Raw genomic sequence first — 17,320 nt, forward strand, 5'->3', positions numbered from 1 at the left:
CGGCGGCTTTCAGAACAGGCTCGCCTGGCCCAGCCCGGCGCGGGCATCGGCGGCCTCGCGCACGGGCGCGAAGCTGTGGCGATGGTGGATGCAGGGGCCATGCAGGCGCAGCGCAGCCAGATGGGTCGGCGTGCAGTAGCCCTTGTGCGCGGCGAAGTCGTACTCGGGGTGCTGCGCGTGCAGGCCCAGCATCAGCCGGTCCCGGGTGACCTTGGCCAGGATCGAGGCGGCCATGATCGCGCGGTCGCGTCCGTCGCCGCCGATCAGCGCATGCCCGCTGCAGGGCAGGCCAGGCGGCACGCAGTTGCCATCGATGTGGGCCACCTCGGCCACGTGCGCCACCGCCTCCACCGCCAGGCGCATGCCCAGCAGCGTGGCCTGGTAGATGTTGAGCCGGTCGATGTCGGCCACCGGCACCACCACCACGTGCCAGGCGAGCGCGCGTTCGGTGATGCGACCGTAGAGCAACGCGCGCTTGTCGGCGCTGAGCTGTTTGGAATCGTCCAGCCCGTTGATGCGCGGGCGCGCCGGATCGAACACCACCGCGGCCACGGTCAGGGGACCGGCCAGCGGACCGCGGCCGGCTTCGTCCACCCCGGCCACCCGCAGCGCGGGCGCAGCCATCTTCATGGCAGGTCCCTGGGCGCGGCGGCCAGCAGTTGGTCCACGGCCTCGGCTGCGCGCGCCGAGGCGTCCTGGCGCAGGAGTGCGTGCAGCTGCTGATAGCGCGGCTGCAGCGCTGCGACCGCCTCGGGCGTACGCAGCCAGTGCAGCACGGCGGCCGCCAGCGCCTGCGGCGTGCAGTCTTCCTGCATCAGTTCCGGGGCGAGGTCTTCGCCGGCCAGCACGTTGGGCAGGGCGAAGCGCTTGACCTTGAGCAGGCCCAGCGTGCGGGCGATCCAGGCCGACAGCGGGGCGACCCTGTAGCCCACCACCATCGGCCGCTTGGCCAGCATCGCCTCCAGCGCCGCGGTGCCCGAGGCCAGCAGGACCACATCGCTGGCGACCATCGCCTCGCGCGCCCGGCCAGAGAGCAACTGCGGCCGCGGCGAGGGAAACGGCGTGGCCGCCAGCAGCGGCTCCAGCGCCGCGCGGCACGCGGCGTTGGCGGCGGGGATGACCACCTGCAGGTGCGGCACCTGTTCGGCGACCAGGCGCGCGGCTTCGATGAAATCCGCGGCCAGCCGATGGATCTCGCCCAGCCGGCTGCCGGGCAGCACGGCCAGCACCGGCGTGTTGGGGTTCAGCCCCAGGGTGGCGCGCGCGGCGTCGCGGTCGGGCAAGAGCGGCAACGCATCGGCCATCGGGTGGCCGACATAGCGCGCGTCGACGCCGTGGCGGGCGTAGATCGCCGGTTCCATCGGGAACAGGCACAACACCAGGTCCGCGCTGCGGCCGATCTTGCCGGCGCGCTGCTCGCGCCAGGCCCATACCGACGGGCTGACGTAATGCACGGTGCGCACGCCGCGCCGCTTGAGCCAGGCCTCCACGGCCAGGTTGAAGTCGGGCGCATCGATGCCGATGAACACATCCGGCTGCCAGTCCAGCAGCCGCTGGCGCAACACCTGGCGCAGCCTGAGCAGGCGGGGCAGGTGGCGCAGCACCTCGGCCAGGCCCATCACCGCCAGCTCGCTGGCATCGCACCACGCCTCCAGCCCGGCCGCGCGCATGCCATCGCCGCCGATCCCGGCAAACTGCGCATCGGGATGGCGCTGCTTCAGTTGGGCGATCAGCTCGGCGCCAAGCTGATCCCCGGACGCTTCGCCGGCCACCAGGGCGATGTGGAGCCGGGACCCGGGGCCCGGGACCCCGGACCCGGGGGCGTCCCCGGCAGTTCCCTGCTTCTCCCGGGTCCCCGGTCCCGGGTCCCGGGTCCCGGACATGTTCATCGCAGCAGCCGGCGCTCGCCGTGGCTGATGAAGTCCAGCATCGCCTTGACGTCCTCGCTGTCGCGTGCCTGCTCGGCCAACTGCTGCTGGGCTTGCGCCAGCGGCAGGCCGGCCACGTACAGGGTGCGGTAGGCGCGCTTGATCGCGGCGATGCGCTCGGGATCGAAGCCGCGGCGCCTGAGGCCCTCGCTGTTGATGCCGCGCGGACGGCCATGTTCGTCGGCCGCGACCATGGTGAAGGGGGTGACGTCGCCGCCGACCAGTGCGCCCATGCCGATGAAGGCATGCGCACCGATCCGGCAGAACTGATGGGCGCCGGAAAACCCGCTCATGATCACCCAGTCGCCGATGGTCACGTGGCCGGCCAGGGTGGTGTTGTTGGAGAACACGCAGTGGTTGCCGACCTGGCAGTCATGGGCGATATGGGTGTAGGCCAGCAGCCAGTTGTCGTCGCCGATGCGGGTCACGCCCTGGCCGGTCACCGTGCCGCGGTTGAGCGTGACGAACTCGCGCACCACGTTGCGCTCGCCGATCACCAGTTCGGTGCGTTCGCCGTTGAATTTCTTGTCCTGCGGCGGGCCGCCGATGGCGGCATGGCCGACGAAATGGTTGTCGCGGCCGATGCGGGTCGGCCCGCTCACCGTGCAGTGCGGGCCGATGATGGTGCCATCGCCAATCTCCACCTCGGTCCCGATCAGGGCAAAGGCACCCACCTGTACGCCGACGCCGAGCTTGGCGCCCGGTTCGATGACCGCGGAAGGATGGATCAGGGTGCCGGTCGTCATGCTCAGTCCCTGGAAGTTTCTGCGCACAGGATCTCCGAGCAGGCGGCCTGCTGGCCGTCGACCCGGGCGATGCCGTGGTAGAGCGCCATGTTGCGGATCCGGCGCTTGATGACCACCTCCATGTCCAGGCGGTCGCCCGGGACCACGGTGCGGCTGAACTTGGTGTTCTCGACCTTGACCATGTAGAACAGCTTGCTGCCCGCTTCGGGACCATAGCCGAGCTGGGTGATCAGGCCCCCGGCCTGGGCCATGGCCTCGATGATCAGCACCCCCGGCATCACCGAGCGGCCCGGGAAGTGCCCGTTGAAGAACGGCTCGTTGAAGGTCACGTTCTTGTAGGCCACGATGCGCTTTTCCGGCTCGAACTCGGTCACCCGGTCCACCAGCAGGAACGGATAGCGATGCGGCAGCAGGTGCTGGATGGCCTGGATGTCCAGGGGCAGTTTGATTGTCATGTTCATCGAGTCTCAGGAGTCCTTTTTCTCGGCGGGAATGCGCCGGGCGAGTGCGTCCAGCTGGCGGAAACGCGCCGCGTTCCGGCGCCAGGTGCGCACATCGGTGATGGGAAGGGAAGAGGCATAGGTGCCGGGCGCGGTGATCGGCCCGGCGACCATCGACATGGCCAGCACGGTGACCTTGTCGCAGATTTCCAGATGGCCGGAGACGCCGACCTTGCCGGCCAGCATGCAGTAGCGGCCGATCCTGGCGCTGCCTGCAATGCCGACCTGCGCGGCCATGGCCGTATGCGCGCCGACGTGGACGTTGTGGCCGATCTGGATCTGGTTGTCCAGGCGCACATCCTCTTCCAGCACGGTGTCTTCCAGCGCGCCGCGATCGATGGTGGTGTTGGCGCCGATCTCGCAGTCGTCGCCGACCACCACCCCGCCCAGCTGCGGCACGTTGAGCCAGCGGCCGTGTTCCATGGCCATGCCGAAACCCTGCGCGCCCAGCACCGCGCCGGGATGGATGCGGACATTGCGGCCCAGGCGCACGCGTAGCACCAGGGTGACCCGGGCGACCAGCTCGCAGTCCTCGCCCACGCTGCAGTGCTCGCCGATCACGCAGCCCGGGCCGATGATGCTGCGCTCGCCCACGCGGCTGCCTTCGCCGATGTACACGTGCGCGCCGATGCTGGCGCTGGCGGCCACCTGCGCGCTGGCGTGGATCACCGCGGTGGGATGGATGCCAGGCGGGCGCTCGAACCTGGACTCGAACAGTTCGGACACCTTGGCAAAGGCCACGTGCGGGTCCCTGGCCACCAGGGCGGTGCCACGCACGCCCTGGACATGGTCGGGGTCCACGATCACGATCGAGGCCTGGGTGGTCGCCAGCAGATCGGCATAACGCGGGTTGCCCAGGAAGGACAGCTGGCCGGGCCTGGCCGTGGCCAGGGGCGCAGCGCCGGTCACGGCCGCGTCGGCGTCGCCATGCAGGACCAAGCCGAAGCGCTCGGCCAGTGCGCCGGCAGTGTGGATCGAAGGGCTCATGCGCAGGATTTTAACCGAGCCCGCAGCGCACAAACGAAAGCCCGGACAAGCCGGGCCCCCGCCACGCCAGCGCCGGCGCGTTGGCTCAGAACGAACCGCCGAAGGTGAACTGCAGGCGCTCGACCTTGTCCTGGTCCTCGCTCTTGAGCGGGAACGCGTAGCTGATCGAGATCGGTCCGACCGGTGCCCGCCACAGCAGCGACACGCCGGTGGAGGCGCGCAGCTCGTTGGCCTTGAAATTGTCGTAACCGTCGTAGACGTTGCCGACATCGATGAACGCCGAGACGCGCGCGGCGTTGGAGTCGAACAGCTTCGGGAAGATCAGCTCCAGCTGGCCGATGGTCTTGAGCGAGCCGCCCAGCGGCTGGCCGTCGCTGTAGTAGGGCGTTGGCTCCGAACGCGGGCCCAGGGTGTTGTCCTCGAAGCCGCGCACCGAACGCACGCCACCGGCGTAGAAATTCTCGTAGAACGGCAGGCCCGAGGCGGTGAGCGTGCGCGATGCGGCGCCGCTGGTGTCGCACGACACCGCCAGCCCGGTGGTGGGGTCATAGCAGACCGTGCGGGTGACGTCGTCGCCATAGCTGTCGCCATAGCCGACTTCGCCGCCGGTGCGCAGCACGAAGGCCGGGCTGAGCATCCAGTACTTGGAGAACTCGTAGTTGAGCTTGTAGTACTCCACCGTCGACCCGGGCAGGGAGATTTCTGCCGAGACCCGCTGGAAAATGCCACGGGTGGGCATGAAATAGTCGTTGCGGGTATCGCGCGCCCAGCCGATCTGGCTGCGCCAGGCGTGGAAGGTCCGACTGCCCAGGGCGTTGATATAGTCGACGATCGCCTGCGGGGTGGTGCCTTCATAGACACTGACCTGGGTGGAGTCGACCCCGAACATCAGCGACACGCTGTCGCTTTCGCTCAGCGGAATGCCCAGGATCGCCTGCGCGGCGGTGTTCTTTGACGAATACGCGGCGGTGTTGTAGTCCGAATAGTCCAGGTCGCTGTAGGACAGGTTGTAGCCCAGCGACACGCCGTCGTCGGTAAAGTACGGGTTGGTGAACGAAAACGAATAGCGGCTCAGGTAGTCGCTGCGCGAGGCTTCGATCGCGACCCGGTTGCCGCCGCCCAGGAAGTTGTTCTGCGACAGCTGGATCGAGGTGGTCACCCCCGAGAGTTGCGAGTAGCCCAGGCCGAACACGAAGCTGCCCGACGTGGTCTCCTTCACCGTGTAGACCACGTCGACCTGGTCGCGCGTGCCCGGCACCGGCTGGTTGGCTACGTCCACGGTTTCGAAGTAACCCAGCCGCTGCAGGCGCACCTTGGACCGGTCGATCGCAGCCTGCGAGTACCAGGCGCCTTCGAACTGGCGCATCTCCCGGCGCAGCACTTCGTCGGCGGTGCGCGAGTTGCCCTTGAACTCGATCCGGCGCACGTTGACGCGCGGACCGGGCACGACCTGCATGTTGATGGCCACGGTGCGCTTTTCGCGGTCCACCGTCGGGATCGGGTTGACTTGGGCGAAGGCGTAGCCGACGTTGGCCAGGGTCGCGGTGATGCCGTCGGAGCTGACCTCCAGCAGCCGGCGCGAGAAGATCTGGTCCTTGCGCACCAGTACCATCTTCTCCACGCGCTCCTGCGGCAGCACGGTGTCGCCGCTGACCTTGACGTCGGACACGGTGTACTGCTCGCCCTCGGTGACGCCGGCGGTGAGGAACATGTCCTTCTTGTCCGGGCTGATCGCCACCTGGGTCGAGTCCAGGCTGAAATCGACATAGCCGCGGTCCAGATAATAGGAGTTGAGCTTCTCGATGTCGCCGGAGAGCTTTTCCTTGGAGTACTGGTCGTCGCGGCGATACCAGGACAACCAGTTGTGTTCCTGCGATTCCCAGCCGGCGCGGATTTCTTCCTGGTCGAACTTGTCGGTGCCGATCAGGTTGATGTGGCGGATCTTGGCGGCCTTGCCTTCCTTGACCGCAATGGTGATGTCCACACGGTTGCGGTCCAGCGGGCTCACGGTCGGGGTGATCTGGACGTTGTACTTGCCGCGGTTGTTGTACTGGCGCACCAGCTCCTGGGTCACCCGGTCCAGCGCCAGACGGTCGAAGGTGCCGCCTTCGGACAGGCCGATGTCGTTCAGGCCCTTGGTCAGGTCCTCGGTCTTGATGTCCTTGTTGCCGGTCAGGGTCAGCTTGTTGATGGCCGGCCGTTCCTGCAGCGTGACCACCAGGATCGAACCCTGCCGGCTGAGCTTGACGTTCTCGAAGAAGCCGGTGCGGTACAGCGCGCGGATCGCATCGCCGATCTTGGCCTGGGTGACGGTGTCACCGCGCTCGATCGGCAAGTAGGTCAGCACCGTGCCACTGGAAATGCGCTGGACGCCATCGATGCGGATGTCGGTGGCGACGAAGTCCGACGGCGAAGCGGCCGGCGCAGGCTGCATGCCGAAGGCCGGTGCCTGGGACTGCTGCTGCTCGGACCCGAAGGCCGGCACCATGCCGCTGGACTGAGCCATCGCCGGGGCCGCGATGGCGGACGCCAGGGCAAGGGCGAGCAGGCGGCGGGTCGGGAGTCGCGTCATCGTCACATCCGTCGGGGAACTGGTTTCGGAAAGGCCCCCGCAGGGGGCAGGCCGCCGCTGGGCGGCCGCAGGAAAAACAGGCAAAGGCATTCAGATCACCGGGCGCAGGATGTCGTTGTAGAGCGCCAGCCCCATCAGGCCGGCCAGGATGGCCAGGCCAATAAACTGGCCAGCGGCCATGGCCCGCTCGCTCAGCGGGCTGCCCTTGACCAACTCGATAAGGTAATACAGCAGGTGTCCGCCGTCCAAGACCGGGATCGGCAGCAGGTTCACAATCGCCAGGCTCAGCGACAGCAGGGCCAGGAACTGCAGGAACCAGGTAAGCCCGCGATCGGCCGAGGCATTGGCCACCTTGGCGATGGTCACCGGGCCGGACACGTTCTGCAGCGAGGCGTGGCCGGTGACCATGCGCCGGATCATGCCCAGCGAATCGGCCGCCAGCTGCCCGGTCTGGCGCACCGCCACCGGGATCGCCGCCAGCGGACCGTAGCGCTGCAGGGCGTCGTAGGCCGGCGCATGGCCGCGGCCCAGGGCGATGCCCAGGGCCCAGAACTCGGCGCCGGTGTCCGGATCGGTCATGCGCTGCGGCTGCATTGGCAGGGCCAGGCGGCTGCCTTCGCGCTCGACTTCCACCATCACCTCGCCGCCGCGTGCGCCGAACTTCTGCAGCAGCGGACGCAAGGTGTCGGCAGTGTCCACCGCTTGGCCATCGATGGCGGTGATCAGGTCGCCGACCTGCAGCGTGCCGGCGGCCGGCGAACCGGGCCTGACCTGGCGGACCTCGGCTGGTTCGACGGTGAACTGCCAGCGCAGGCCAAGCGCGCCGGTGACGTCCTGTTCGTCGAAGCCGGCCGGCAGGCGTGAGGTGTAGACCCGACGGCTGATGTCGTTGCCCGAGGCGTCCTCGACGCGCAGCTGGACATCGCGCCGGTCCATTGCCGCGCCGGTCAGGCCCATCACCGCCTCGGTGGCCGTGGCGATGGCGCGCCCGTCGACGGCCACGATCCGGTCGCCCGGACGCAGGCCGGACTGCTGGGCGATGCCGTCCACGCGGCCGACCACCGGTGCGTAATCCTCCTTGCCGATCACGAACATGGCCCACAGCAGGGCCACGCACAGCAGCAGGTTGGCGATCGGGCCGGCGGCCACCACGGCGATGCGCTGCAGGACCGGCTTGCGGTTGAAGGCCTCGCCCAGGCGCTCGGCCGGAACCTCGCCTTCGCGCTCGTCGACCATCTTGACGTAGCCGCCCAGCGGGATCGGGGCGATGGCGAACTCGGTGCCGTGCCGGTCACGGCGCGACCAGATCGGCTTGCCGAAGCCCACCGAAAACCGCAGCACGCCCACCCCGCAACGGCGCGCGACCCAGTAGTGGCCGAACTCGTGGAACGTGACCAGCACGCCGAGGGCGACGATCATCCACCAGATGGAGCCTGCGATTTCACTCATGCGGAACGGGCTTGGCCTGTGGTGGTGCGGTGGATCCAGCCCTGGCTGAAATGCCGCGCGAGACCATCGGCCGCCAGCAGCGCCTCCAGGCTTCCGGCCGGGGCATGCGCGTGGGCGGCGAGGGCGTCCTCGACCAATGCAGGGATCGCTAGGAAACCGATTTTGCCCTGAAGAAACGCTGAAACAGCAGTTTCGTTGGCGGCGTTCAGCACCGCCGGGGCCGCACCGCCAGTCTCAAGTGCGCTCCAGGCCAGGCGCAGGCAGGGAAAGGCGTCCAGGTCCGGCGCTTCGAATTCCAGGGTGCCGTGGCGCAGCAGATCCAGCCCGGCCACCCCCGAATCGATGCGCTGCGGCCAGCCCAGGCCCACCGACAGGGCGGTGCGCATGTCCGGCAGGCCCAGCTGGGCCAGGGTCGAGCCGTCGATGAACTCCACCAGCGAGTGGACCAGGCTCTGCGGATGGACCAGCACGTCCAGGCGCTCGCGGCCGACGTTGAACAGGTGCGCGGCCTCGATCAGCTCCAGGCCCTTGTTCATCAGGGTGGCCGAGTCGACCGAGATCTTCGGGCCCATCGACCACTTTGGATGGGCCACGGCCTGGGCGACGGTGACCGTTTCCAGCGAGGCACGGCTGCGGCCGCGGAACGGGCCACCGGAGGCGGTCAGCACGATCCGGCGCACCTGCGCGCCGGCCTGGCGCGAGCCCAGGCACTGGAAGACGGCGTTGTGTTCGCTGTCGATCGGCACGATCTGCGCGCCGGAGGCCTCGGCGATGGCGATCACCAGCGCGCCGGCCAGGACCAGCGATTCCTTGTTGGCCAGCAGCAGCCGCTTGCCGGCGCCGGCCGCGGCCAGGGTCGAGGACAGGCCGGCGGCACCGACGATGGCCGCCACCACGGTGTCGCAGGCGTCGCCGGCCACCAGCGCATCCAGCGCCGCACTGCCGGCGTGCGCCTGGGTCGCCAGGCCCGCCTCGGCCAGGGCGTCGCGCAGCTGGGTGAAGCAGGCCTGGTCGGCGATCACGGCGTGCTCGGGGCGATGGCTGCGGCACAGCGCGACCAGCGCGGCGACATTGCTGCCGGCGGCCAGCACGGTGGCGCGCAGCCTGCCAGGGTGGCGCGCGATCAGATCCAGGGCCGAGCTGCCGATCGAGCCGGTCGCGCCCAGGACCGCGACGTTGCGTGAGGGGAGCGTGGTGGTGTCCATCGCGATCAGAAGCCCAGCAGTTCGCGGCCGATCAGGAACACCGGCAGCGCGGCGATCACACTGTCGATGCGGTCCAGGATCCCGCCATGGCCCGGGATGAGGTTGCCGGAGTCCTTGGCACCCACATGCCGCTTGAGCAGGCTCTCGAACAGGTCGCCGACCACCGAGACCAGCACCGTGGTGACGCTGACCAGCGCCAGCGCCCCGAGCTGGGAGGCTTGCACCCCGGCCAGCCAGCCACCCAGCAGGCCGACGACCAGGCCGCTGACCAGGCCGCCGAGGAGGCCTTCGACCGTCTTGTTGGGGCTGATGCGCGGGGCCAGCTTGTGCCTGCCGAACGCACGCCCGGCGAAATACGCGCCGCTGTCGGCGGCCCAGACGATGGCCAGCGCGGTCAGCAGCCACAGGTGTTGCCGCCACAGATTTTCCTGGAAACCGCCCTGGGCAGTGAAATTGTCCGAATGGATCAGGCACAGCGCGCACCAGGCCGGCACGATCGCCAGGGTGCCGGCGGCCAGCTTGAACAGCCGCGCCCAGGTCTGGTGGTCCGAGGCGAAACTGTAGAAACGCAGCCACAGCAGCGCCACCAGCCACCAGGCCGCGCCCACCAGCGACACGATCTGGAACAGCGCCGGCGAAAACCCGCTGGTCGAACGGCTGGCCCAGGTCAGCACCACCATCAGCGCCAGGTTCAACAGCAGCAGCACGGTGCGCGACAGCGTGTCCTCGATCTCGGCCAGCTTCAGCCACTCCCACAGGCCGACCAGGAACATCAGCGCCGCGATGGCCGCCATCCACCGCGTGGGCAGGAACAGGATGGCGAGGATCGCCGACGGGCCCATGACCAGGGCGGCAAGCACGCGGGTCCGGGTCATGGGCAGGTTCCTTGCGTGGCCACCTGGGCGGCAGTCAGGCCGAAGCGGCGTTCACGCACGGCGAAGTCGTCCAGCGCGGCCTGCAGGACCGTGGCATCCAGGTCGGGCCACAGCGTCTCGGTGAACCATAGTTCGGTGTAGGCCAGCTGCCACAGCAGGAAATTGCTGATGCGGTGGTCGCCACCGGTGCGGATGAACAGGTCCGGCGGCGGCAGGTCGGCCAGCGCCACCTGGGCGGCCAGGCGGGCCTCGTCGATGTCTGCCGGCTGCAGGCGGCCGGCGGCCACCTCCTCGGCCAGCGCCCGGGCGGCCTGGGCCAGGTCCTGGCGGCCGCCGTAGCTGGCGGCGATGACCAGGGTCAGGCGGGCGTTGCCGGCCGTCAGCGCTTCGGCCGCGTGCATGCGCTGGACGATGGCCGGCTGGAACTTCTCGCGCTGGCCGATGAAGCGCACGCGCACCCCGCGGCGGTGCAGTTCGTCCACCTCGCGCTCCAGCGCACCCATGAACAGCTTCATCAGCGCGCTGACCTCCTCGGCCGGGCGACCCCAGTTTTCGCTGGAGAAGGCGAACAGGGTCAGCACCTGGACCCCGCGGTCCAGGCAGAAGTCGATGCACAGGTTGACCGCGCGCGCGCCGGCGCGGTGGCCGATCATGCGCGGGCGGCGGCGGCGCTCGGCCCAGCGCCCGTTGCCATCCATGATGATGGCCAGGTGGCGCGGGATCCGGGGCAGGGGAGGCGACATGGCGGTCACGGAGGTGGTGTGACCCGCTCAGACGGCCATCAGTTCCTGTTCTTTCGCCTTGACCACTTCGTCCACATCCTTGATTGCCTTGTCGGTGATCTTCTGGATCTCTTCCTCGGCGCGGCGCACCTCGTCCTCGGTGACTTCCTTTTCCTTCAGCAGGTCCTTGATCTGCTGGTTGGCGTCGCGGCGGATGTTGCGGATGGCCACCTTGGCATCCTCGCCGTTGGCATGCACGACCTTGGACAGGTCGCGGCGGCGTTCCTCGGTCAGGGCCGGGATGTTGATGCGGATGACGGTGCCGGCGGTGTTGGGGGTCAGGCCCAGGTCCGAGCCCAGGATCGCCTTCTCCACCGCCGAGACCATCTGCTTTTCCCACGGGGTGATGGTCAGCGAGCGGGCGTCGCTGACCACCACCGAGGCGACCTGGGTCAGGGGCATGTCCGAACCGTAGTAGTTGACCTTCAGGTGGTCGACCAGCGCGGTGGTGGCCCGGCCGGTGCGCAGCTTGGTCAGGTCATGACGCAGCGATTCGATGCTCTTGTTCATGCGCGCCTGCGCGTCTTTCTTGATGTCGTTCAGCATCGCCGGGTCCCGGGTTTCGTCAAACCGGGGATTATAGGCGAAAGCCCGCACCGGCCGGACTTGGGCTGCGTGCAGGAAGGCTCAGTGGTGGTGTGCGGGCCCGGCCGTGGGGGCGCCATGGCAGGGCTGGGTGCAGGCCTGGCCGCGTTCCAGCTGCAAGGTCGCGTGGCTGATGCCGAACTGCTCTGACAGCGCCAGCGCGGTGGCATCGATGAAGGCATCGTCGTCGCCCGGCTCGGGCCGCACCAGGTGCGCGGTCAGGGCCACTTCGCCGGCGCCCAGCGGCCAGATATGCAGATGGTGGATGGCGCTTACGCCCGGCTGGCCGGACAGGAACGCGGCCACTGCGCCCTGGTCGATATGGCGGGGAACGGCATCCATCGCCGCCGAAAAGCTTTCGCGCAGCAGGCCATAGGTGCCCGCGGCGATCATCACCCCCACCAACAGCGCGGTGGCCGGGTCCAGCCAGGCCCAGCCCAGCCACCACATCCCGGCGCCGGCCATCACTGCGGCCAGCGACACGGCCGCATCGGCCATCAGGTGCAGGATTGCGCCGCGGCGGTTGAGGTCCTGCCCTTCGTGCGCATGCCTGCCGCCGCCGTGCAGCAGCCAGCCCGCGCCCAGGTTCACCACGATGCCGATCGCAGCCACCACCATCACCGGCACTGCAGGGATCGATGGTGGCGCGCTGAAGCGGCCGATCGCCTCCCAGGCCAGGCCGCCGGAGAACGCCATCAGCACGAGCGCGTTGGCCAGCGGCGCCAGCAGGGTGGATTTGCGCCAGCCGTAGGTGTGGTGGGCCGTGGGCCGGCGTCGGGCCATGGCCGCAGCGGCCCAGGCCAGGCCCAGGCCAAGCACGTCGCCCAGGTTGTGCAGGGCGTCGGACAGCAGTGTCAGGGAGTTGATGTGCAGGCCGTAGCCGGCCTCCAGCGCGGTATAGCCCAGGTTGACCAGCATCGCCATGGCATAGCCGCCGGTGCCGGTGCCGTGTGCGCGACCGCCGGTGGCGGGGTGGGCGTGGCCGTGGCCTGCGTGATCGTCGGAAGGTGCGTGTGCCATGGCCGCCAGGGTGCCGCGCGGTGGCCGCGGACACAATGACAGGCGCGCGGCGCCTGCGTGCCGGCTCAGCTGCGGCCCTGGACCAGGGTGCCGATGTTCTGGCCGCGCAGGATGTTCATCAGGTTGCCGGGCACCGACAGGTCGTAGATGCGCAGCGGCACCTCGCTGTCGCGGCACAGGGCAAACGCGGCGGTGTCCATCACTTCCAGGCCGCGGTTGAGGACTTCGTCGTAGGTCAGGGTGTCAAAGCGCCTGGCATCGGGGAACTTGCGCGGATCCTTGTCGTACACGCCGTCGACCTTGGTGGCCTTGAGCAGCAGGTCGGCTTCGATCTCGATCGCGCGCAGCGCCGCGCCCGAGTCGGTGGTGAAAAACGGGTTGCCGGTGCCGGCGGCGAAGATCGCGATCCGGCCTTTTTCCAGGTGGCGCACGGCCCGGCGGCGGATGTAGCCCTCGCACACGTCGTTGATCTTCAGGGCGCTCATCACCCGGACCTTGGCGCCGAGCTTTTCCAGCGCATCCTGCATGGCCAGCGCGTTGATGACCGTGGCCAGCATGCCCATCTGGTCGCCGGTGACCCGGTCCATGCCGTTGGCGGCCAGGCCGGCGCCGCGGAAGATATTGCCGCCGCCGATCACCAGCGCGACCTCGGCCCCGGCGTCGCGGGCCTCGATGATTTCACGGGCGATGCGGCCGATGACCTTGGGGTCGATGCCGTAATCCTCTGATCCCATCAGCGCCTCCCCGGAAAGTTTCAACAGGATGCGGCGATAGGCGAGGGGCGCGGTCATCGGGGGTGGCCTCTTTGGGGGGTGGGGGCAAACGCCGGCAAGTCTAGCCGAAACGGCCAGAAACGAGGGCGCAGGAGCGAGGGGCGAGGGGGGTGGAGCGAGGGGCGAGGGGGGAGGAGTGAGAAACGAGGGTCAGGCACTGCGACCCGGCTTTCTCTCGTTTCTCACTCATCTCCCTTCGTTTCTGGCCTTCAGACTTCCAGCGAGGCCAGGTCGCCCTTGGTCTCCAGCCAGGTCTTGCGGTCGCCGGCGCGCTTCTTGGCCAGCAGCATGTCCATCAGGCCGTGGGTCTGGTCGCCGTCCTCCACGGTCAGCTGGACCAGGCGGCGGGTGTCGGGATGGATGGCCGATTCACGCAGCTGCGAGGGGTTCATTTCGCCCAGGCCCTTGAAGCGGGTCACGTTGACCTGGCCCTTGAGCTTTTCGCGGGCGATCTTTTCCAGCAGCAGGCGCTTTTCTTCCTCATCCAGCGCGTAGAACACCTGCTTGCCCACGTCCACCCGGAACAGCGGCGGCATCGCCACGAACACGTGCCCGGCGTTGACCAGCGCCGGGAAGTGCTTCAGGAACAGCGCGCTCAGCAGGGTGGCGATGTGCAGTCCGTCCGAGTCGGCGTCGGCCAGCACCACCACCTTGCCGTAGCGCAGGCCGCTGATGTCGTCCTTGCCCGGATCGCAGCCGATGGCGATGGCCAGGTTGTGCACTTCCTCCGAGGCCAGGACGCTGCCCGAAGCCACTTCCCAGGTGTTGAGGATCTTGCCGCGCAGCGGAAGGATCGCCTGGAAATCCTTGTCGCGGGCCTGCTTGGCGCTGCCGCCGGCCGAGTCGCCTTCCACCAGAAACAGCTCGGTGCGCGACAGGTCCTGGCTGATGCAGTCGGCCAGCTTGCCGGGCAGGGCCGGGCCGGAGGTGACCTTCTTGCGCACGATCTGCTTTTCGGTCTTCAGCCGCGCGCTGGCCCGGTCGATGGCCAGCTGGGCGATCTGCAGGCCGGTCTCCACGTGCTGGTTCAGCCACAGGCTGAAAGCGTCGTGCGCGGCGCCTTCGATGAAGCCGGCGGCCTGGCGCGAGGACAGCCGTTCCTTGGTCTGCCCGGAGAACTGCGGGTCGGTCATCTTCAGGGACAGCACGAAGGCGACCCGGTCCCACACATCTTCCGGGGCCAGCTTGACCCCGCGCGGCAGCAGGTTGCGGAAATCGCAGAACTCGCGCAGCGCATCGGTCAGGCCCGAACGCAGGCCGTTGACGTGGGTGCCGTGCTGGGGGGTGGGGATCAGGTTGACGTAGCTTTCCTGGACCAGCTCGCCCTCCGCCACCCAGGCCACCGCCCAGTCGACGATCTCGGTCTGCTTCTTCAGGCCGCCCACGAACAGCTGCGCGGGCAACAGCTCGCGCTCATCCATCTGGCCCTTGAGCAGTTCCTGCTGCAGATACGCGCGCAGGCCGTCCTCGTAGAGCCAGGTCTCGCGCTCGCCGCTGGCTTCGTCATACAGCTTGACCGTCAGGCCCGGGCACAGCACGGCCTTGGCCCGCAGCAGGTGGCGCAGGGCGCGCACGTTGATCCTGGGCGTGTCGAAGTACTTGGGATCGGGCCAGAAGCGCAGGCGGGTGCCGGTGTTCTTCCTGCCGACGCTGCCGACCACCTCCAGCGGGCTGGCGCGCTCGCCGTTGCGGAAGGTGATGCGGTGCTCGCTGCCGTCGCGCTTGATGTGCAGCTCCACCAGGGTGGACAGCGCGTTGACCACGCTCACGCCCACCCCGTGCAGGCCGCCAGAGAAGGTGTAGTTGTTGTTGTTGAACTTGCCGCCGGCGTGCAGCCGGGTGAGGATCAGTTCGACGCCGGAGATCCTTTCCTCCGGGTGGATGTCCACCGGCATGCCGCGGCCGTCGTCGCAGACCTCGACGCTGCCGTCCCTGAACAGGGTCACTTCCACCACCTTGGCGTGCCCGCCCAATGCCTCGTCGACCGAGTTGTCGATCACTTCCTGCGCCAGATGGTTGGGGCGGGTGGTGTCGGTGTACATGCCGGGACGGCGCTTGACCGGGTCAAGGCCGGAGAGGACTTCGATATCGGCGGCGTTGTAGCGGGTGTTCATGCGGTCATTCAGGTCGTGTGGCAGCCACCAAGGGCGGGCAAGTGTGGGGGCTGGGGCGCGGTTTTGCACGCCTGCGCGCAGGTGGGCTGCAGGCGCAATGGCTCAGGCCAGGAGGTGCTTTGCCATGCGCACTGCCGTCGCGGCGGCGTCGGCCGATACAATCACCCAACGACGGCGCGTGCGGCCCGTTGCGCGTGGCGGCGTGGCGACCCGCGCGGGCGCTGGATGCCAGGAGAGGGAACCGGTGGTGGAGACAACCGCGCCGCTGCGAGCGGGTGATGTGGAGGATGGCCAGAGCGGTTTCATCGCCGCCGACGTGGGCGGCACGTTCGCCCGGCTGGGGCTGGCCCATGGCGGCCCGGGCGCGCCCGAGGTCATTGCCCAGCGGCGCTATGCCTGCGCCGAGTTCCCCAGCCTGGCGGCCGTGCTGCGCCAGTTTGGCCAGGAGCTGCAGGCCGCAGGACAGGGCCAGGCGCCGAGCGCGGCGGTGGTGGCCATCGCCGGCGTGCTGCAGGGCGACAGGCTGCTCAACAGCAACCTGCCGTGGCCGGTGTCGCTGGCCGCCACCCGCAGCCAGGCCGGCTTGGAGCAGCTACAGCTGATCAACGACTTCCAGGCCCTGGCCTGGGCCCTGCCGCAGCTATCGCCCGGGCAGATGCTGCCGCTGCACGCCGATGCGGCGCTGGTCCCCAGGCTGCCGGCGCTGCTGCTCGGCCCCGGCACCGGCCTGGGCGCGGCCCTGGTGGTGCCCGAGGGCGGCGGTTACCGGGTGCTGCCCAGCGAGGCCGGCCACGCCGCGCTGGGCGCCGGCAACCCGCTGGAGCTGGAGATCCTGCGCCGGCTGCAGGACCAGTTCGACCACGTGGACAACGAGCGCATCCTGTCCGGTACTGGCCTGGTGCGGCTGTACGCCGCGCTGTGCACGCAGCAGGGCCAGGCGCCGCGCTGGCACACCCCGGCCGAGGTGATCGCCGCGGCCGATGCCGGTGACGATCGGCTGGCCACGCAGTGCCTGGAGGTGTTTTGCGCCTGGCTGGGCAGCCTGGCCGGCGATTTGGCGATCACCTTCTGCGCCGGCACGGTCTACCTGGCCGGCGGCATCACCGGCCATATCGGTCAACACCTGAGCCGTGGCGGCTTCCTGCGCCGGTTCCTGGACAAGGGCGTGCTCGCGCCGGCCCTGCAGCAGGTGCCGGTGTTCCGTATCGAACATGGCTGGCTGGGGATCGTCGGGGCGGCCGCGTGGTACCGCGCACGGCATACGGGCACGACATTCAGGGCGCGCTAAAGCGACAGGCGTAGCCTTTGTCGCGTTGCTGCGCGCTCCTGCGCGCGGCGACACCCCAAGGTTCGTCACCAGGAGTCATCCATGAAATCCCGAACCGTATTGCTGCTGGCCGGTGCCGTGGCCGCGCTGCTGTCCACTGCCGCCCTGGCCCTGGCCAATGCGGGCGCGCCGCAGGCCGAGCGCAAGGACGCCAGCTCCGGTCCGGTCAAGACCGAGGACACCCGCAGCGAGGCTGAAAAGCGCGCCGCGCGCCGTGCCGCCAACGAGAAACGCCTCAAGGGCCAGGACCCCGCTGCGAGCCAGCCGGCGCCGATCGAGGAGGAGGAAGAAGAGCTGAAACAGGCGCGCAAGCCGTAACGCGAACGATTCCTGCCTCGCTCGATCGCCCACGCCCCGCTTGTCGGGGCGTGCGTGTTTTCGCCGTTTGCGCAGCGTTGGGCACAGGCTGGCCGGTTGTTTGGCCGCCGGTGCCGCAGCCGGTAGACTATGGCTTTCC

At 69.0% G+C, this 17,320-nt stretch carries 16 protein-coding genes; 2 read left to right on the plus strand and 14 right to left on the minus strand.

The features are described 5' to 3' along the window. Positions 1–9: 9 nt before the first annotated feature. The 14 genes from D9R12_RS00615 to parE all read right to left on the minus strand — a co-directional run bounded on the left by D9R12_RS00615 (position 10) and on the right by parE (position 15,536). Positions 10–630, minus strand: a complete 621-nt coding sequence (locus D9R12_RS00615; RefSeq protein ID WP_122226982.1) for a ribonuclease HII — start codon at positions 628–630, stop codon at positions 10–12. After that, entirely contained in the window at positions 627–1,889 is a 1,263-nt protein-coding gene (gene lpxB, locus D9R12_RS00620) for a lipid-A-disaccharide synthase (protein ID WP_244671837.1), read from the minus strand. Before lpxB ends, D9R12_RS00615 begins: the two co-directional genes overlap by 4 nt. Next, a complete protein-coding gene (gene lpxA / locus D9R12_RS00625; RefSeq protein ID WP_122226986.1) occupies positions 1,886–2,674 on the minus strand; it encodes an acyl-ACP--UDP-N-acetylglucosamine O-acyltransferase in 789 nt (262 codons plus the stop codon). The genes lpxB and lpxA overlap by 4 nt, the downstream gene beginning before the upstream one ends. A gap of 2 nt (positions 2,675–2,676) precedes the next feature. Further along, the gene (gene fabZ / locus D9R12_RS00630) at positions 2,677–3,135 is read right to left on the minus strand and encodes a 3-hydroxyacyl-ACP dehydratase FabZ (RefSeq protein ID WP_014160970.1); all 459 of its coding nucleotides are present in this window, start codon (positions 3,133–3,135) and stop codon (positions 2,677–2,679) included. 6 nt (positions 3,136–3,141) lie between these two features. Continuing rightward, entirely contained in the window at positions 3,142–4,161 is a 1,020-nt protein-coding gene (gene lpxD / locus D9R12_RS00635; RefSeq protein ID WP_122226988.1) for a UDP-3-O-(3-hydroxymyristoyl)glucosamine N-acyltransferase, read from the minus strand. Positions 4,162–4,246: 85 nt separating this feature from the next. Further along, positions 4,247–6,733, minus strand: a complete 2,487-nt coding sequence (bamA, locus tag D9R12_RS00640) for an outer membrane protein assembly factor BamA (RefSeq protein ID WP_122226990.1) — start codon at positions 6,731–6,733, stop codon at positions 4,247–4,249. A gap of 90 nt (positions 6,734–6,823) precedes the next feature. Next, positions 6,824–8,182 carry an RIP metalloprotease RseP gene (gene rseP, locus D9R12_RS00645; protein WP_122226992.1) on the minus strand — a complete coding sequence of 453 codons (1,359 nt, stop codon included), beginning with the start codon at positions 8,180–8,182 and terminating at the stop codon, positions 6,824–6,826. Next, positions 8,179–9,387 (minus strand): 1-deoxy-D-xylulose-5-phosphate reductoisomerase, encoded by a 1,209-nt coding sequence (gene dxr / locus D9R12_RS00650; protein WP_122226994.1) that lies wholly within the window; start codon positions 9,385–9,387, stop codon positions 8,179–8,181. Before dxr ends, rseP begins: the two co-directional genes overlap by 4 nt. A 5-nt stretch (positions 9,388–9,392) precedes the next feature. Continuing rightward, the gene (locus tag D9R12_RS00655; protein WP_014160965.1) at positions 9,393–10,262 is read right to left on the minus strand and encodes a phosphatidate cytidylyltransferase; all 870 of its coding nucleotides are present in this window, start codon (positions 10,260–10,262) and stop codon (positions 9,393–9,395) included. Next, entirely contained in the window at positions 10,259–11,005 is a 747-nt protein-coding gene (gene uppS / locus D9R12_RS00660) for a polyprenyl diphosphate synthase (RefSeq protein ID WP_014160964.1), read from the minus strand. The genes D9R12_RS00655 and uppS overlap by 4 nt, the downstream gene beginning before the upstream one ends. A gap of 27 nt (positions 11,006–11,032) precedes the next feature. Beyond that, entirely contained in the window at positions 11,033–11,590 is a 558-nt protein-coding gene (gene frr, locus D9R12_RS00665) for a ribosome recycling factor (protein WP_014160963.1), read from the minus strand. An 81-nt stretch (positions 11,591–11,671) separates the two neighbouring features. Next, entirely contained in the window at positions 11,672–12,649 is a 978-nt protein-coding gene (locus D9R12_RS00670; RefSeq protein WP_014160962.1) for a cation diffusion facilitator family transporter, read from the minus strand. A 65-nt stretch (positions 12,650–12,714) separates the two neighbouring features. Further along, positions 12,715–13,440: a UMP kinase gene (pyrH, locus tag D9R12_RS00675; RefSeq protein WP_014160961.1), complete on the minus strand. Its 726-nt coding sequence runs from the start codon at positions 13,438–13,440 to the stop codon at positions 12,715–12,717. 191 nt (positions 13,441–13,631) lie between these two features. Further along, on the minus strand, positions 13,632–15,536 hold the full coding sequence (gene parE / locus D9R12_RS00680; RefSeq protein WP_122226996.1) for a DNA topoisomerase IV subunit B: 1,905 nt from the start codon (positions 15,534–15,536) through the stop codon (positions 13,632–13,634). Positions 15,537–15,780: 244 nt separating this feature from the next. Between parE and D9R12_RS00685 the strand changes: the two genes are divergently transcribed. Continuing rightward, complete coding sequence (locus D9R12_RS00685; RefSeq protein ID WP_122226998.1) at positions 15,781–16,824, plus strand: glucokinase; 1,044 nt, start codon at positions 15,781–15,783, stop codon at positions 16,822–16,824. Between the two features lie 81 nt (positions 16,825–16,905). Further along, positions 16,906–17,181 (plus strand): hypothetical protein, encoded by a 276-nt coding sequence (locus D9R12_RS00690; RefSeq protein ID WP_147475032.1) that lies wholly within the window; start codon positions 16,906–16,908, stop codon positions 17,179–17,181. Positions 17,182–17,320: the final 139 nt, after the last annotated feature.

The organism is Pseudoxanthomonas spadix (assembly GCF_003703395.1).
Taxonomy (GTDB): domain Bacteria; phylum Pseudomonadota; class Gammaproteobacteria; order Xanthomonadales; family Xanthomonadaceae; genus Pseudoxanthomonas_A; species Pseudoxanthomonas_A spadix.

What these genes read in the sequence shown, in the direction of transcription:
- bamA (WP_122226990.1), bottom strand. Translation starts at nt 6,733, where the DNA reads ATGACGCGACTCCCGACCCGCCGCCTGCTCGCCCTTGCCCTGGCGTCC.
- frr (WP_014160963.1), bottom strand. Translation starts at nt 11,590, where the DNA reads ATGCTGAACGACATCAAGAAAGACGCGCAGGCGCGCATGAACAAGAGC.
- lpxA (WP_122226986.1), bottom strand. Translation starts at nt 2,674, where the DNA reads ATGACGACCGGCACCCTGATCCATCCTTCCGCGGTCATCGAACCGGGC.
- dxr (WP_122226994.1), bottom strand. Translation starts at nt 9,387, where the DNA reads ATGGACACCACCACGCTCCCCTCACGCAACGTCGCGGTCCTGGGCGCG.
- D9R12_RS00615 (WP_122226982.1), bottom strand. Translation starts at nt 630, where the DNA reads ATGAAGATGGCTGCGCCCGCGCTGCGGGTGGCCGGGGTGGACGAAGCC.
- fabZ (WP_014160970.1), bottom strand. Translation starts at nt 3,135, where the DNA reads ATGAACATGACAATCAAACTGCCCCTGGACATCCAGGCCATCCAGCAC.
- parE (WP_122226996.1), bottom strand. Translation starts at nt 15,536, where the DNA reads ATGAACACCCGCTACAACGCCGCCGATATCGAAGTCCTCTCCGGCCTT.
- D9R12_RS00690 (WP_147475032.1), top strand. Translation starts at nt 16,906, where the DNA reads ATGAAATCCCGAACCGTATTGCTGCTGGCCGGTGCCGTGGCCGCGCTG.
- D9R12_RS00655 (WP_014160965.1), bottom strand. Translation starts at nt 10,262, where the DNA reads ATGACCCGGACCCGCGTGCTTGCCGCCCTGGTCATGGGCCCGTCGGCG.
- pyrH (WP_014160961.1), bottom strand. Translation starts at nt 13,440, where the DNA reads ATGACCGCGCCCCTCGCCTATCGCCGCATCCTGTTGAAACTTTCCGGG.
- rseP (WP_122226992.1), bottom strand. Translation starts at nt 8,182, where the DNA reads ATGAGTGAAATCGCAGGCTCCATCTGGTGGATGATCGTCGCCCTCGGC.
- uppS (WP_014160964.1), bottom strand. Translation starts at nt 11,005, where the DNA reads ATGTCGCCTCCCCTGCCCCGGATCCCGCGCCACCTGGCCATCATCATG.
- lpxB (WP_244671837.1), bottom strand. Translation starts at nt 1,889, where the DNA reads ATGAACATGTCCGGGACCCGGGACCCGGGACCGGGGACCCGGGAGAAG.
- D9R12_RS00670 (WP_014160962.1), bottom strand. Translation starts at nt 12,649, where the DNA reads ATGGCACACGCACCTTCCGACGATCACGCAGGCCACGGCCACGCCCAC.
- lpxD (WP_122226988.1), bottom strand. Translation starts at nt 4,161, where the DNA reads ATGAGCCCTTCGATCCACACTGCCGGCGCACTGGCCGAGCGCTTCGGC.